The sequence below is a fragment of the Sedimenticola selenatireducens DSM 17993 genome, from assembly GCF_000428045.1.
Taxonomy (GTDB): Bacteria; Pseudomonadota; Gammaproteobacteria; order Chromatiales; family Chromatiaceae; genus Sedimenticola; species Sedimenticola selenatireducens.
The window spans coordinates 1-15,750 of sequence record NZ_ATZE01000022.1 but is presented as its reverse complement, the minus strand read 5'-3'; the positions used below and the strand labels follow the sequence as shown (position 1 = coordinate 15,750).

Genomic DNA, 15,750 nt, shown 5'->3' with positions numbered 1-15,750 from the left:
TATATCTACCATAGGTTTCGCGCGGTAATAATTAAAATGTATAGTAGTGGTCTGCATTGACAGCGTACTGCATGGCAGCACCCTTTCAAACGCACGATTCACAAGAACTTACAGACACAACCATTGAGGAGTGACCATACGATATGAACATTAAAAAAAGCGTAACTGCCCTGGCCATCGGTGCGGTACTCACCCTGGGCGTGGCGGGACAGGCTGTGGCGGCGGAGCCGATCAAGGTGGGCACCTTTTTGGCGGTGACCGGCCCGGCGTCGTTTCTGGGTGATCCGGAGCTGAAGACCCTGCAGATGTACATTGAGAACATCAATGCCAAGGGCGGTATTGACGGTCGGCAGGTGGAGCTGGTGCATTATGACACCGGCGGCAATGCCAAGGAGGCAGTCAACTTCGCCAAGCGCCTGATCCAGAAGGACCGGGTGGATGTGATCGTGGGCGGATCCACCTCCGGTTCCAGCCTCTCGGTGATGCCGCTGGTGGACAAGGCCGGGACCCCCTTCATCTCCCTGGCCGGTTCGGTCAAGATCATCGATCCGGTGCAGAAGTGGACCTTCAAGACCCCCCATACCGACCGTATGGCGGCGCAGANTTGAAATGTAGTTTTTAGGATAACCGGGCGGCCGCGCGGCGGCGCCCACTGGAATTAAGACAACACCGAGGTTGAAGACGCTATGTATGTGGAACAGATCATGACCCGTGAGGTGGATACCGTGACGGCGGATATGAAGCTCAGCCATGCGGCCCAGGTGATGCGGGAGAAGGGCCGGCGTTATCTGCCGGTGGTGGATGACAAGAACCACCTGGTGGGCCTGTTCAGCCAGAAGGAGCTGGACCGGGCCGAGCCCTCGGCCATCACCACCCTGTCGGTGGGCGAGGTGAACTATCTCACCTCCAAGATCACCGTCGGCGAGCTGATGGTGCGCGAGGTGATCACCTGCGCCCCCGACACCCTGGTGGAGGAGGCCGGCCAGCTGATCCGCGACAAGCGCATCGGCAACCTGCCGGTGATCGACAACGGCGAACTGGTCGGCGTGGTCAGCGAGACCGATATCCTCGACTTCTTCCTCGATATCATGGGCTGCGGCCTGGATAACACCACCCGCATCGCCGTCAGCCTGCCCAACAAGGCCCGCGCCCTCGGCGGTCTGCTGCACCAGATCAACGACGCCGGCGGCTATATCGCCACCGTCGTCTCGCCCGTCTCCCAGATGGGCAGCCCCCAGCGCGTCGCCATCGTGCGCTACATCGCCGACGAACCCGAGGCACTGGATGATCATCTGCAGGAGATCGGCTACGAGCTGATCACCGAAATATTACCCAAAAAAGCCTAGTCACTGGCCGCCGCCCTGCACCGGGCGGTGGATCAATTATGACTCGGGATTATCGGACTGTTAGAATGCAGCCACTCCATTCCAGCCTGTGACCGAGGAACAGTGGCCAGCAATCCTTTTCATCGACAGCTCAAGTCCATCCTGGATGGATTTCGCAAAGAACCCCCCAGCCGCACGCCGTCACTGGTGGCCACCCTGTTTGGCGATGTGGTGGAATCCCACGACCGGGAGATCTGGCTCGGCAGTATCACTGCCCTGCTGGAACCACTGGGCGTCAATGAACGGCTGGTGCGCACCGCCGTCTATCGGCTGGCCAAGGATGACTTTGTTGAAAGCACCAAGATCGGGCGCCGCAGCTATTATCGCCTGACCGATAGCGCCCGGGAAAAAGTCGGCGCCTACGATCAGCTGATCTACTACCCCTCCGACAAACAGTGGGATGGTGACTGGATACTGGTGTTTACCGGCACCCACGGGATCAATGCCAAACAGCGGGCCAGACTGCGTAAGGAGTTAAGCTGGCTCGGCTACGGCATTATCGCACCCAACGTCTACGGTCATCCAACCGCCCCAATCACCCAGACTCAGGCGATTCTGGCCAAGGTCGGCGTAACCAACCAGGTGGTGGTGCTGCGGGCGAGCAACTATGACCCGATGTATGGACTAGGCACCAAGGGGATGGTGCGCCAGTGTTTCAAACTGGGGGAGCTCGAGAAGCAGTACAGCGCCTTCATCAAGCACTACCGGTCATTGGCCAGGGCGATGCAGAATATCCGCCATGTCGAACAGGAGAATCCGGAGCACTGCTTCATGCTGCGCATTATGCTGATCCACCACTACCGGCGCATTCTCTTGAAGGACCCCAAGCTTCCAGCAGAACTGCTGCCTGACAACTGGCTGGGGAAGCAGGCACAGGACCTGTGCGCCGCTATCTATCGGCCGCTGGAGGCGATTTCGGAACAGCATATCCTGACGCATTGTGAAAATCAGGTCGGGCCGTTCCGCCAGACCTCACCCCGGTTCAGCCAGCGGTTCACGGCTTGGGAATAGATAGTAGTCTGGGCACGATTCTTGTGTCCAGGCGGGCGAAACCTGTGGATGACACGATGATGCGAAAGCCGGAAAGGGTGTGGCGACCTACTGTAGGAGGCCCGCCCCGGGCCGAATTCGCGGCGAGGCGCGATGCACAAGGAAGTGCTAATGGCGCGGGAGGCAGGATGCCGGGAGCGGGCGCTCCTACCCATCGTGATCTGAAATCCCATCAAAAGGCAGCCGGCCGGACGAACCTGATACAGCTCAGCGCAAACCCAAGCATCATTCAAAGCAACCGATCAGTTCCGCAGGGTAGGCACGTTGTCTGTGCCCACTAGGATGCTTAACCGCCATTCACCTTTAATACCCCATTTCAACCGTTAAGCACGCAAAGAGCGCGAAGGAAAACAATGGGCTGTCGATCCTTCACCCGCGGAGTGGGACTGGAAATGCAGGCAAGCCATTGTATTGCTTTGCGTTCTTTTGCACTCTTCGCGGTTCAATAGAGGAATTTGATTCAAAGCAACCTATCCGCCGACGGCGTATCCGGCACCGACTGCTGCTCAAAGAAACCTTCGGTATGAATCAGCGACTCTTTTGCGCCTAGCGCCTTGGCGGCGGTGATGCAGGCATCCACAAACTCCGGGCTGCCGGCGGCATAGACGCTGTGCCGGGAGAGATCAGGGAACATCTCCGGCAGAATCGCCGGTATCCGTCCCACAAGACCCTCACCCGCTTCCTGGGTCAGGGTACGTACAAATTTGAAGTTGCGGTGTTTCGCCTGCCACAGGGCGAGACGACCGGAATCATACAGATCACCGCTAGTAGGCGCCGAGAACAACACCGTCACCGGCTGCCGGTAACCCCGGCTCAACGCCGCTTCGGCCAGGGCCATGATTGGCGCCAATCCGGTACCCGCCGCCAGACAGAGTACCGGTGTCTCCGCCGCCGGATCACCAATAAAAGTGCCATAGGGACCCGACAGTTTGACCCGGTCACCCACCTTCAGGCTGTCATGCACCCAGTTGCTGATACCGCCACCCTCGACCCGCGCGATCTGCAGTGTGATTTCGCCATCGGGGCGCGAGGCGTTGGCAATGGAGTAAGCACGGGGGGGGATCTGATTGTCCGGATGATTGAGCTGTACATACTGGCCCGGCCAGTAGCGTAGCGGCTTGCCTACCGGGCGCAGTCGCAACTCAACAATGCGGTGGGTACGCTCAAGCCGCTCCACCACCACGAAAGAGACATTCTCCCTGGGCGGAAACAGTTTCGGTTGTGCATCCTCGGTGCCCCACTCGATCTCCAGCAGATCCGACAGCGGCTTTGCCATGCACATCAGACCGAACCCCTGGTCCCGCTCCTCCTGGGCCAGCGCCATATCCAGCACCATGCCCTGATCGAATTCACCCGCCCGGACCTTGATCTTGCATTCACCACAGGCACCGGCCCGGCAGTTGTTGGGCAGCGCGTAACCCGCCTTCTCAAGAGCGGAGAGGACAGTCTCCCCCTGCTGACACTCCACTTCATGACCGGATGGATAGAGACGGATTTTTTTCATAGACAGACCACGTATTAGCTATAGCTGCTCACAGACAAAGCCGCTCCCGGCCATCCATGGCCTCCGCGGCATAAGTTCATCCCTGGATAGAAAGGATCAGAATATCGGAATGATCTCGTCCAGATCAACATCCAGCACCTCTTCGCCGGTGATTCCCACTTCAGGGATGGCGGGGAACGGGATGTCGTAGCGATCCAGCACGCCCTTCAGATTGAGCATCGCCTTGCGCCAGTTCTCCAGCTTGGCCTCGGGGGTGGGGATACCAAAACCGGCATTGCGGGCAATCGTTTCCGCTTCCCGTTGCACTTCAATAAAATCGTCCGGCAGGTCCCAGAACTCCATTGGCGGCTCATACAGGACTGCCGAGAGGAACAGGTAACCGGCACGAATCTGCTTGGTGATGATGGACTTGTTCTCATCCTGCAGGCCGGGATAGTCACGCTCCATCAGTGCCATGCAGATGGCCATGTGGCGACCCTCATCGCGGCCGATATTGCGGAACGCCTCCTGGAACACCTCCTCCTCGCAGCCTTTGGCCATCTGGTGGAAGATGGTGGCGGCAGCGATCTCGCCCATCAGGAAGGAGCTGAACAGAACCGCCAGGCTGTACTTGGGCACCGCCTTCTTGTAACCGTTCCAGTAACGCCCGCCGTTGAAATAGAGCCACTTGGCATTGCGCTGCAGTTTTTTGCCCAACTCGGTCTTGGGGGTGTAGGTGATGGCATCCGGGTGACCCAGCAGCTTGGTGATGGCCAGGCCGCACATCTGCTCATGATTCTGCTCATCCCGGGTGACCGAGAAGAAGCAGCGCCGTACCGGATCCTCCTCATGATCCTCATAGGTCTTGATCATCGCCTCGGCGAATACCGGTGGGGCAGAGGCATCGAACACCGACAGCAGGGTCCACCAGTAGGCGATGGACTCGCGCTCCTCCCAACTGTACTGATCCGGATCAAAGGTGTCCCAGGAGAGTTTTTCCGGATCCCAATATTCACGCTGGGCCGCCTCCCACACTTCCTGCATCTTGCTGGTTTCACGCACCCAGCTCAGGGGATAGATATTGGGCTGGGGAGTTTCCGGCGGAAACTCCATGGTATCTGCAAACCGCTCTTTCTCACTCATCGTCTCGCTCCTCGACTCTTTGTAGCCACACGGATCAGGCCGTGTGGATAGACAAACCGCATGCGACTCGGTACGCATGGGGGAAACATACCAAGCATTTTAAAATGATACAATATATTTTTTATTTTATTTTATTCTGTATCAATTTTAACCTTCGCCATCAGCCGTTCGTTCAGGCTCACCCCGGAGGCGGGTCGGCGGGATCATCACCACACCGACCCTTCCGGCCGCTACGCGGCCCGCTGCTTGGCCACCAGCGTCAGCACATCATAAGTAGCCACCAGTTCGCCAGTCTGGTTCTTCACCTGACAGTCCCAGCGCACCTCACCGTAATCCTCGTTCACCCGTGGCACCTTCTGTTTACAGGTAAAAGTCACCTGAATGGCATCCCCGGGATTCAACGGCGTAAGAAAGCGCAGGTTCTCCAGACCGTAATTGGCCAGCACCGGTCCCGGTGCCGGGTCGACGAACAGTCCGGCCGCCGCCGACACGATGAAATAACCGTGGGCTACCCGTCCCTCGAAGAACGGGTTGGCCTTGGCCGCCGCCTCGTCCATGTGGGCATAGAATTTATCGCCACTGAATTCGGCGAAATGTTCAATGTCTTCCAAGGTGATGACACGCTGTTTGGTCACAATCCCCTCGCCTATCCGCAGCTCTTCAAGCGACTTGCGGAACGGGTGTACATCATCCTCAATGCGCCTGGCACCGGTAATCCATTTGTCACTCACGGCGGTCAGCATACTGGGCGACCCCTGCAGCGCCACGCACTGCATATAGTGTAGTACACCGCGGATGCCGCCCATCTCCTGGCCNCCCCCGGCCCGGCCCGGTCCACCATGAATCAGGTAAGGCAACGGCGAGCCGTGGCCGGTGGACTCCTTGGCGCTGTCGCGGTTATTGATCAACAGTCGGCCATGCCAGGCGCCCAGCCCCATCACCATGGATCGGGCAAAGGCCTCATCGTAAGTAAAAATGGAACTGACCAGGCTGCCCTGTCCCATACCGGCGAGCCGGATCGCCTCGTCCACCCCGTCGTAAGGCACCACGGTGCTGACCGGGCCGAACGCCTCGATATCATGCACCTCACGGCTCTTCAGGGGCTGATCGCAATAGAGCAGCACCGGGTTCATGAATGCACCGCTACCGGCCAGGGATTCATTGGGATCGCCATGCACGATTTCGCAGGAGTTGGCGAGCTCGGCAATCCGCTCACGCACCTCGACACACTGGTCGTCACTGGCCAGTGCACCCATGGTAACCCCCTCTTTATCGGGATCACCCACCACCACCCTGCCAAGCCGGGCCTTGAGGGCGTCAATCACGAATGGCGCCAGGCGGCGCGGCACGATGGCACGTCGGATGGCGGTACACTTCTGCCCGCACTTGACCGTCATCTCCCGCATCACCTCCTTTACATAAAGGTCAAATTCGTCGGTGCCCGGTTCGGCATCCGGCCCCAGGATTGAGGCGTTCAGCGAATCCGCCTCCATGGTGAAGCGTACCGAGTTGTTGAGGATGGCCGGATGCCGACGCAGCATCAGGCCGGTGGAGGCGGAGCCGGTAAAGGTAACCGCATCCTGGCAGGTGACATGATCCAGCAAGTCGCCCACGCTGCCACAGATCAGCTGCAGCGAACCCTCCGGCAGGATGCCGGATTCAATCATGTGCCGAACCATCAGTTCAGTCAGATAGGCAGTCTGGCTGGCCGGCTTGATGATGCAGGGCACACCGGCAATAAAGCTGGGCGCCAGTTTCTCCAGCATACCCCAGCAGGGGAAATTGAAGGCATTGATATGGATCGCCACACCCTCCAGCGGCACATGAATGTGCTGCCCCACGAAGGTTCCCTTGCGTGACAGCATCTCCGGCTGCCCATCAATATAGACATGGCCGTTGGGCATCTCACGGCGCCCCTTGCTGGAGTAGGCGAACAGGGTGCCGGTGCCGCCCTCGATATCGATCCAGGAGTCGGAACGGGTGGCGCCCGTGTGTCGGGAGAGTGCGTAGAACTCCTCCTTGCGCTCCTGCAGATAGAGTCCCAGCTCCTTTAACTTGTAGGCGCGTTCATGAAAGGTCAGCGCCCGTAGCGCAGGACCACCCACCTCGCGGCCATAACGCAGCATGGCGGCAAAATCGAGCCCCTTGCTGCTGATCTCGGCCACCCGCTCACCGGTCACCGCACTGTTCAGAACCGCCCCCTGGCCCTCTCCTTCAACCCAGGCACCACAGGCATAACTCTTCAAACGCATCTCTTGCTCCTCCGGCCCGCCGGGGCCCGCTTTCACGCTATTGGTAGCTCAATTAAGTATGGTCTGTAGAAACGTCCCGACTACCTCAGATGAAAAAGAGGCTATGCTCACTGGAACGCGCTGCACCATTACAGACAACTGACTGGATAGTAGCCTGCAATCCAATGCGATACAATATTTTGATTATTATTTTATTTTTTGTAGCGTTTTAAGATGGAGTTGTGTTACAACATATTCCACAATTGTTGCACCGCCCCGGTATCATCGTTATGGAAGTGATGGCAGACGCTAACCTTAATAACCGAGCGGAATCGTCCGGCACGACAACCACGGGCAAGGAGAGGAGATGACGGCTTATTCGGACATCCAGGTGGATACGCCCTACAACGGCGTTCAGCTGATCCGGCTTAATCGTCCCGACGCACACAACGCGCTACGCACGGCACTGCTGGGTGAGCTCGCGACCGCCCTGGCAGCCGCGGCGGAGGACAAGCGGGTCCGGGCTGTCGTAATCACCGGATCGGAAAAGGTGTTTGCGGCGGGAGCCGATATCAAGGAGATGGCGGCGCTCGATGCGGTCGGTCTCTGGAAGGATCAGCGCCCGCAGCACTGGCAGACAATCCGCTCATTTTCCAAGCCGCTCATCGCCTCGGTCAACGGCTACTGCCTGGGTGGCGGCATGGAGCTGGCGATGCACGCCGACATGATCATAGCCGGAGAAGACGCCCGGTTCGGTCAGCCCGAGATCAATCTGGGCATTATTCCCGGTGCCGGTGGCACCCAGCGGCTGGTGCGCTCGGTCGGCAAGGCCCTCGCCATGAAACTGGTCCTCAGCGGTGAATTCATCAATGCGCGGGAGGCGCTGGCTGCGGGTCTGGTGGCCGAAGTGACCCAGCCGGAGCTGACCCTGAAACGGGCCACCGCGCTGGCGGAAACCATCGCGAGCAAGTCGCCTATTGCCCTGCGGCTGGCAAAAGAAGCCATCCTGGCCAGCTATGAAACGCCCCTCAGTCAGGGGCTGGAACTGGAGCGCAAGGCGTTCCTGTTCCTGGCCACCACGCAAGATCGTCAGGAGGGCATTGACGCCTTCCTGGAGAAACGCCCCCCACAATTCACAGGTCAATAATAGAGAGTCCCATGAGCTACAACGCCATACTATTCCAGGTGCAGGACGGGGTTGCCACCCTGACCCTGAACCGGCCGGAGAGCCTCAACAGCTTCAATACCGAGATGCATGGCGAGATCCGCGATGCATTGAAACAGGTGAAACAGGACCGGACCATCCGCTGCCTGCTGCTGACTGGTGCCGGACGCGGCTTCTGTGCCGGTCAGGATCTAAACGACCGGGCGGTAGCGCCAGGCGAGGCGATGCCGGACCTGAGCCTCTCCATCAAGCGGAACTACAACCCGCTGGTACGGACCCTGACAACCCTGGACAAGCCGGTGATCTGCGCGGTGAACGGTGTCGCCGCCGGCGCCGGCGCCAACCTCGCCCTGGCCTGCGATATCGTGCTGGCCGCCCGCTCCGCCAACTTTATCCAGGGCTTCTCCAAAATCGGCCTGATCCCTGACTCCGGGGGCACCTGGACCCTGCCGCGCCTGGTGGGCCGTGCCCGTGCCATGGGCATGGCGATGCTCAGTGGCAAACTGTCGGCGGAACAGGCGGCCCAGTGGGGACTGATCTGGCAGGTGGTGGACGATGACCAGCTGATGAGCGAGGCCAATACCCTGGCCAGCCATCTGGCCAGCCAGCCCACCAAGGGGCTGGCCCTGACCAAACGCGCCATCAACGCGGCCGGCGGCAACAGCCTGGAGCAGCAACTGGAACTGGAATGCGACCTGCAGTACATCGCCGGCTGCAGTCACGACTATCGCGAAGGGGTTGCCGCCTTTGTCGGCAAGCGTAAACCGGAATTCAAGGGGGAATAGCACCCATGGGCGCACTGACCACCGACCAGACCATCGCCGTGATCGGCGCCGGTACCATGGGCGCCGGCATCGCCCAGATCGCTGCGGCGGCCGGCCACCCGACACTGTTGTTCGATGCCAACCCGGAGGCTATCGAACGCGGCATTGGACAGATCGATGCCGGACTGAAGAAACAGGTGGCCCGGGGCAAGATGAGCGAGGCGCAGCGCACGGCCCTGCTGGCCAACATTACTCCGGCACACAAGCTGGAGGAGTTGGCCGAAGCGGCACTGGTGATCGAGGCGATCCTCGAGGACCTGAAGGTGAAGCAGGATCTGTTCGCCCAGCTGGAGTCGCTGTGCGGCGATAAGACCATCCTCGCCACCAACACCTCATCCCTCTCGGTGACCGCCATTGCGGCCGATCTGGCGCGTCCCGACAACCTGGTGGGCATGCACTTTTTCAACCCGGCCCCCGTCATGAAACTGGTGGAAGTGGTCTCCGGCGTCACCACCAGTCCGGCGGCGGCGCAAACCCTGTTCGACACTGCCGCCAACTGGGGCAAGCACCCGGTCTTTGCCAAGTCCACACCCGGCTTCATCGTCAACCGGGTGGCCCGTCCCTTTTATGCCGAAGGACTGCGCCTGCTGGAAGAGGGGGCAGCGGACGTCGCCACCCTGGACGGCATCATCCGTGAGGCCGGCGGTTTCCGTATGGGCCCGTTCGAGCTGATGGACCTGATCGGCCACGACGTCAACTACGCGGTCACCAGCACCGTCTACGCCGGCTTCTACTATGACCAGCGCTTTCTGCCGTCACTCATCCAGAAGGAGTTGGTCGATGGCGGACTCTATGGCCGCAAGAGTGGTCGTGGCTTCTACGACTACCGTGAAGGGGCGGTCAAGGCCAGTGCCACAGATGCCTCGGCCGCTGCGGCCCCCGACTCGATCGAGATTACCGGTGAGCTGGGTATCGCCGAACCACTGGTGGATCTCTGGAAACAGGCAGGTATCCGCATCAAGCGCACAGAAGGCAACGGCTGGATCCGTATCGGCCACACCCGCATCGCCCTCACCGACGGTCGTAGCGCCACCCGTCGCGCGGCCGCCGACCACCTGTCAGACACCATCCTGTTTGATCTGGCGCTGGACTACAGCAAAGCCACCCGCATCGCCCTGGCAGCGGGTGACAACGCCTCGCCCGAGGCGCTGCGGCAGGCCACCGGCCTGTTCCAGGCCCTGGGCAAGCAGGTGTCGGTGATTGCCGATATTCCCGGCATGGTGGTGATGCGCACCGTCTGCACCCTGGCCAACGAGGCCGCCGACGCCGTATTCCAGCAGGTATGCGACGTGGCCGGCGCCGACACCGCCATGCAGAGCGGTGTCAACTACCCCCTCGGACCCCTGGCCTGGGCCGAACGGATCGGCCTGCCCCGGGTGCAGGCCGTGCTGGAGAACCTGCTACAGGCCTACGGCCTCGATCGTTACCGGGTCTCCCAGCTGTTGCGACGCAAGGTCGAGGGCAGCAACCGCTTCTACGACTGAAGCAGACCACACTACCCACCAGATAAGAGAGTGACTATGAACGACGCCTATATCTTCGATGCCATTCGCACCCCCATCGGCCGCTTCGGCGGCGCCCTCTCCGGCGTGCGCGCCGATGACCTCGGAGCCATCCCTCTGAAGGCGCTGATGCAGCGCAATCCTGGTGTCGACTGGTCACAGGTGGAGGATGTCATCTTCGGTTGCGCCAACCAGGCGGGCGAGGACAACCGCAATGTCGCACGCATGTCGGCCCTGCTGGCCGGTCTGCCGGCAGCGGTGCCCGGCACCACCGTCAATCGCCTGTGCGGCTCCGGCATGGATGCGGTGAGCATGGCGGCGCGCGCCATCAAGACCGGCGAAGCCCAGCTGATGATCGCCGGTGGCGTCGAATCCATGTCCCGGGCGCCCTTCGTGATGCCCAAGGCGGACAGCGCCTTCTCGCGCAGGGCGGAGATCCATGACACCACCATCGGCTGGCGTTTCGTCAACAAGCTGATGCAACAGCAGTTCGGCATCGACTCAATGCCGGAGACGGCCGAGAACGTGGCCGAACAGTTCCATGTCTCACGCGCGGACCAGGATGCCTTCGCCCTGAGGAGCCAGCAACGGACCGGGGCGGCCCAGGCCAGCGGACGCCTGGCGCAGGAGATCGTTCCGGTCACCCTGCTGCAACGCAAGGGGGAGGATATCGTTGTCTCCAGCGATGAACACCCCCGTCCCGACACCCGGCTGGAGAAGCTGGCCAGCCTGCCCACACCGTTCCGCAAGGGTGGATCGGTCACGGCCGGCAACGCTTCCGGGGTGAATGACGGCGCCTGTGCCCTGCTGCTGGGCTCGCAAGAGGCGGGAAAACGATTCGGACTCAGCCCGAAGGCCCGGGTGGTGGCCGCCACGGCGGTTGGCGTGGAACCGCGCATCATGGGCTTCGGCCCGGCACCGGCCAGCCGCAAGCTGCTGCAGATGACCGGCCTGACGATTGAACAGATGGACGTCATCGAACTGAATGAGGCATTCGCCGCCCAGGGACTGGCAGTGATGCGCGATCTGGGTCTGGCCGATGATGCCGCCCATGTCAATCCGAACGGTGGCGCCATCGCCCTGGGCCACCCGCTGGGCATGAGCGGCGCCCGCCTGGTCACCACGGCCATGTACCAGCTCCAGCAGACCGGCGGGCGTTATGCCCTCTGCACCATGTGTATTGGTGTCGGCCAGGGTATTGCCCTGATCATCGAGCGGGTACAGGGGTAAATTTACAAGTCACGGCGTGCGTCATGCGCCGTGACCTGCACGTACGACTTTTTCACCAACATAACGATCCGGGCAGACGCTGAGCGTACTGAATAAAAGCAACAATACCGGGCCATACCAGTGATGAGAGGAGCGGTAATATGAGTGACCCACGGGCCGAACTTGAGCCTATCGAAAAGGCGAGCCTGGATGAACTGCGGGGGCTGCAACTGGAGCGACTGAAGTGGTCCCTGAAGCACGCCTATGACAACTCACCTTTCTACAAGGCGCGTTTCGATCAGGCCGGGGTACACCCGGATAATCTGCAAAGCCTGGCGGATCTGAGCCGCTTCCCCTTTACCCACAAACAGGATCTGCGCGACAACTATCCGTTCAACATGTTCGCCGTGCCGAAACAGCAGGTAGTGCGGGTGCACGCCTCCAGCGGCACCACCGGCAAGGCCACGGTGGTCGGCTACACCCAGAATGACATCGACACCTGGGCCAACGCGGTGGCCCGCTCCATCCGTGCCGCCGGCGGCCGGCCGGGTGACACCTGCCACATCTCCTACGGCTACGGCCTGTTTACCGGCGGACTGGGCGCGCACTACGGCGCCGAGCGGCTGGGCTGCACGGTAATCCCGATGTCCGGCGGGCAGACCGAGAAACAGGTGCAGCTGATCAGTGACTTCGAACCGCGCATCATCATGGTCACCCCCTCCTATTTCCTCAACATCATTGATGAGATGGAGCGCCAGGGACTCGACCCCAGGGCCAGTTCCCTGAAGATCGGCATATTCGGCGCGGAGCCCTGGACCAACGCCATGCGCCTGGAGATGGAAGAGCGCATGGGCATTGATGCGGTGGATATCTACGGCCTGTCCGAGATTATCGGTCCCGGCGTGGCCCAGGAGTGTATCGAGACCAAGGACGGGCTGACCATCTGGGAAGACCTGTTCTACCCTGAGATTATTGACCCGGTAACGGGGGAAGTGCTGCCGGACGGTGAGCCGGGGGAGCTGGTATTCACCTCCCTGACCAAGGAGGCGTTGCCGATGATCCGCTACCGCACCCGGGATCTCACCCGTCTGTTACCCGGTACGGCCCGCAGCATGCGACGCATGGACAAGATCACCGGGCGCTCCGATGACATGATGATTATCCGCGGGGTCAACGTATTCCCGACCCAGATCGAGGAGATCATCCTTACCCTGCCACAACTCACTGCCCACTATCAGCTCGAGCTGTATCGGGATGGTCACCTGGATAAACTGAAAGTTTTTGTCGAGGAGAAGCAAGAAGCCGGGCTGGATCAGCAACAACGTGATACGCTATCCAAAACCTTGTGGCATAAAATCAAATCCTATGTCGGCATCAGCACCCAGGTAACGGTATGCGAACCTGGCCGGGTGGACCGCTCACAAGGCAAGGCGCAACGGGTGATTGACAAGCGCCCCAAGGAATAACCGGCAGATTTATAACCGTTGCAGACCATGTATCTGCGACCTGTTCACACTGAAGATAGTGAAATCGAGGAGAGAGTGATAATGAAACTAAAAAAACTGGCAACTGCCCTGGCCATCAGTGCGGTACTCACCCTGGGCGTGGCGGGACAGGCTGTGGCGGCGGAGCCGATCAAGGTGGGCACCTTTTTGGCGGTGACCGGCCCGGCGTCGTTTCTGGGTGATCCGGAGCTGAAGACCCTGCAGATGTACATTGAGAACATCAATGCCAAGGGCGGTATTGACGGTCGGCAGGTGGAGCTGGTGCATTATGACACCGGCGGCAATGCCAAGGAGGCNGTCAACTTCGCCAAGCGCCTGATCCAGAAGGACCNGGTGGATGTGATCGTGGGCGGATCCACCTCCGGTTCCAGNCTCTCGGTGATGCCGCTGGTGGACAAGGCCGGTATCCCCTTCATCTCCCTGGCCGGTTCGGTCAAGATCATCGATCCGGTGCAGAAGTGGACCTTCAAGACCCCCCATACCGACCGTATGGCGGCGCAGAAGATCTACGAGGACATGAGCCGGCGCGGCATTACCAAGGTGGCCCTGATCAGCGGCAACGGCGGTTTTGGCAAGTCCGGCCGCAACGAGAGCCTGGCGATGGCGGCCAGTTATGATATCGAGATCGTCGCCGATGAGCAGTACGGCGCCAAGGATACCGATATGACCGCCCAGCTCACCAAGATCCGCGACACCGACGCCCAGGCGATCCTCAACTTCGGTTTCGGTTCCGGGCCGGCGATTGTCACCAAGAACGTGCGTCAGCTTGGTATCGATCTGCCGCTCTACCAGTCGCATGGCGTCGCCTCGAAGAAGTTCATCGAGCTGGCCGGTGACGCGGCCGAGGGCGTCCGCCTGCCGGCCGCCGCCCTGCTGGTGGCCGACAAGCTGCCGGAGGACAATCCGCAGCGCCCGGTGCTGCTGGGTTACAAGAACCTCTACGAAGCCAAGCACGGTGATGTCTCCACCTTCGGCGGTCACGCCTATGACGGTCTGATGATCGCCCTGGAGGCGATCGATCGCGCCAACTCCACCGACAAGGCCAAGGTGCGTGACGAGATCGAGAAGACCAAGGGCTTCCCCGGCACCGGCGGTGTCTTCAACATGAGTCCGAGCGACCACATGGGTCTCGGCCTGGATGCGTTCCAGATGCTGGAGATCAAGAACGGTGACTGGACCATCGTGAAGTAAGTCTGCCGTCAATCGGTCCGGCGGTCCGGTGGTCACACCGGGCTGCCGACTGCCCGCAGGGAGCGGGCGCATCACTCAACCAGCTCGTTTCAAAAACCCGGGAGTGCCGCAGCCCAGCCTGCCTCAAGCGCCGTTTGCTTGGGCCTGTGCGGTTCGCTGACCTCCCTGACACAGGATTTTTCGGATGTTCGATCAGATCCTCCAGTTTCTGCTCACCGGGATCACCGTCGGCTCGACCTACGCCCTGGTGGGACTCGGCTTTGCCATTATCTATAACGCCTCGGACGTGGTGAACTTCTCCCAGGGGGAGTTCGTGATGATCGGTGCCATGAGCGCGGTGGCGCTGTCGGCCGGCGACACCGGCCTGCCGCTGTGGGCGGCCGCCCTGGCGGCGGTGCTGATCACCACCCTGGTGGGCATGGCGCTGCAGCGGTTCGCCATCNCCCCGGCCCGCGGNGCCTCGGTGGTCACCACCATCATCATCACCATCGGCGCCTCCATCTTCCTGCGTGGCGTGGCCCTGCTGGTATGGGGCAAGGATCTGTTTGCCCTGCCGCCCTTCTCCGGCAACGAACCGATCCNGATCGGTAACGCCACCGTNCTGCCCCAGAGTCTCTGGGTCATGGGCGGCGCCGCCGTGCTGGTGTTCGGTGCCCAGTACTTCTTCACCCACACCACGCTCGGCAAGGCGATCCTCGCCTGCTCCTGCAACAAGACCGCCGCCCATCTGGTGGGGATCAATGTGGGGGTGATGCTGCTGGTCGCCTACGGCCTCTCCGCCGCGCTCGGCGCCATGGCCGGNATCCTGGTGGCGCCGATCACCTTCGCCTCCTATGACACCGGCGTCATGCTCGGCCTCAAGGGCTTCTCCGCCGCCATCCTCGGCGGCATGGGCAACCCCATGGGCGCGGTCGCCGGCGGCCTGCTGCTGGGACTGATCGAGTCCCTCTCCGCCGGCCTCATCTCTTCCGGTTACAAGGATGCGATCGGCTTTATTATTCTGCTGCTGGTGCTGTTCTTCCGCCCCAGCGGCCTGTTCGGCAAAGCGTCCGTGGAGCGGGT

Annotated in this window: 13 protein-coding genes; 10 read left to right on the top strand and 3 right to left on the bottom strand. The window is 61.0% G+C overall.

The window, feature by feature from the left end:
* Positions 1-143: 143 nt before the first annotated feature.
* The 3 genes from A3GO_RS0115430 (at position 144) to paaX (ending at position 2,396) form a co-directional block, all read left to right on the top strand.
* Positions 144-608, top strand: coding sequence for an ABC transporter substrate-binding protein (locus tag A3GO_RS0115430; protein ID WP_029134168.1), 465 nt, complete (start codon positions 144-146; stop codon positions 606-608).
* A 78-nt stretch (positions 609-686) separates the two neighbouring features.
* On the top strand, positions 687-1,346 hold the full coding sequence (locus A3GO_RS0115425) for a CBS domain-containing protein (protein ID WP_029134167.1): 660 nt from the start codon (positions 687-689) through the stop codon (positions 1,344-1,346).
* A 102-nt stretch (positions 1,347-1,448) separates the two neighbouring features.
* Positions 1,449-2,396, top strand: a complete 948-nt coding sequence (gene paaX / locus A3GO_RS24100) for a phenylacetic acid degradation operon negative regulatory protein PaaX (RefSeq protein WP_051302445.1) — start codon at positions 1,449-1,451, stop codon at positions 2,394-2,396.
* 499 nt (positions 2,397-2,895) lie between these two features.
* Here paaX and A3GO_RS0115415 read toward each other — a convergent pair whose 3' ends face one another.
* From A3GO_RS0115415 to paaZ, 3 genes are all read right to left on the bottom strand, one after another.
* A complete protein-coding gene (locus A3GO_RS0115415) occupies positions 2,896-3,939 on the bottom strand; it encodes a 2Fe-2S iron-sulfur cluster-binding protein (RefSeq protein WP_029134166.1) in 1,044 nt (347 codons plus the stop codon).
* A 96-nt stretch (positions 3,940-4,035) separates the two neighbouring features.
* On the bottom strand, positions 4,036-5,061 hold the full coding sequence (locus A3GO_RS0115410; protein WP_051302444.1) for a hypothetical protein: 1,026 nt from the start codon (positions 5,059-5,061) through the stop codon (positions 4,036-4,038).
* 230 nt (positions 5,062-5,291) lie between these two features.
* Positions 5,292-7,313, bottom strand: coding sequence for a phenylacetic acid degradation bifunctional protein PaaZ (gene paaZ / locus A3GO_RS0115405; RefSeq protein WP_029134164.1), 2,022 nt, complete (start codon positions 7,311-7,313; stop codon positions 5,292-5,294).
* Between the two features lie 346 nt (positions 7,314-7,659).
* Between paaZ and paaF the strand changes: the two genes are divergently transcribed.
* The 7 genes from paaF to A3GO_RS0115370 form a co-directional block, all read left to right on the top strand.
* Entirely contained in the window at positions 7,660-8,439 is a 780-nt protein-coding gene (gene paaF, locus A3GO_RS0115400) for a 2,3-dehydroadipyl-CoA hydratase PaaF (protein WP_051302441.1), read from the top strand.
* An 11-nt stretch (positions 8,440-8,450) separates the two neighbouring features.
* The gene (gene paaG, locus A3GO_RS0115395; RefSeq protein ID WP_029134162.1) at positions 8,451-9,242 is read left to right on the top strand and encodes a 2-(1,2-epoxy-1,2-dihydrophenyl)acetyl-CoA isomerase PaaG; all 792 of its coding nucleotides are present in this window, start codon (positions 8,451-8,453) and stop codon (positions 9,240-9,242) included.
* A gap of 5 nt (positions 9,243-9,247) precedes the next feature.
* Positions 9,248-10,765, top strand: coding sequence for a 3-hydroxyacyl-CoA dehydrogenase PaaH (gene paaH, locus A3GO_RS0115390; protein ID WP_029134161.1), 1,518 nt, complete (start codon positions 9,248-9,250; stop codon positions 10,763-10,765).
* Between the two features lie 36 nt (positions 10,766-10,801).
* Entirely contained in the window at positions 10,802-12,013 is a 1,212-nt protein-coding gene (gene pcaF / locus A3GO_RS0115385) for a 3-oxoadipyl-CoA thiolase (protein ID WP_029134160.1), read from the top strand.
* A 140-nt stretch (positions 12,014-12,153) separates the two neighbouring features.
* Positions 12,154-13,458 carry a phenylacetate--CoA ligase PaaK gene (gene paaK, locus A3GO_RS0115380; RefSeq protein WP_029134159.1) on the top strand — a complete coding sequence of 435 codons (1,305 nt, stop codon included), beginning with the start codon at positions 12,154-12,156 and terminating at the stop codon, positions 13,456-13,458.
* A 27-nt stretch (positions 13,459-13,485) separates the two neighbouring features.
* Positions 13,486-14,688: an ABC transporter substrate-binding protein gene (locus A3GO_RS0115375; protein WP_470406615.1), complete on the top strand. Its 1,203-nt coding sequence runs from the start codon at positions 13,486-13,488 to the stop codon at positions 14,686-14,688.
* Between the two features lie 184 nt (positions 14,689-14,872).
* The coding region (locus tag A3GO_RS0115370) for a branched-chain amino acid ABC transporter permease (RefSeq protein WP_029134157.1) at positions 14,873-15,750 on the top strand (878 nt) is incomplete at its 3' end.

Bases quoted from the DNA above. Each gene is read 5' to 3' on its own strand.
- pcaF (WP_029134160.1), top strand. From the start codon at position 10,802: ATGAACGACGCCTATATCTTCGATGCCATTCGCACCCCCATCGGCCGC.
- paaG (WP_029134162.1), top strand. From the start codon at position 8,451: ATGAGCTACAACGCCATACTATTCCAGGTGCAGGACGGGGTTGCCACC.
- A3GO_RS0115410 (WP_051302444.1), bottom strand. From the start codon at position 5,061: ATGAGTGAGAAAGAGCGGTTTGCAGATACCATGGAGTTTCCGCCGGAA.
- A3GO_RS0115415 (WP_029134166.1), bottom strand. From the start codon at position 3,939: ATGAAAAAAATCCGTCTCTATCCATCCGGTCATGAAGTGGAGTGTCAG.
- paaK (WP_029134159.1), top strand. From the start codon at position 12,154: ATGAGTGACCCACGGGCCGAACTTGAGCCTATCGAAAAGGCGAGCCTG.
- A3GO_RS0115425 (WP_029134167.1), top strand. From the start codon at position 687: ATGTATGTGGAACAGATCATGACCCGTGAGGTGGATACCGTGACGGCG.
- paaH (WP_029134161.1), top strand. From the start codon at position 9,248: ATGGGCGCACTGACCACCGACCAGACCATCGCCGTGATCGGCGCCGGT.
- paaF (WP_051302441.1), top strand. From the start codon at position 7,660: ATGACGGCTTATTCGGACATCCAGGTGGATACGCCCTACAACGGCGTT.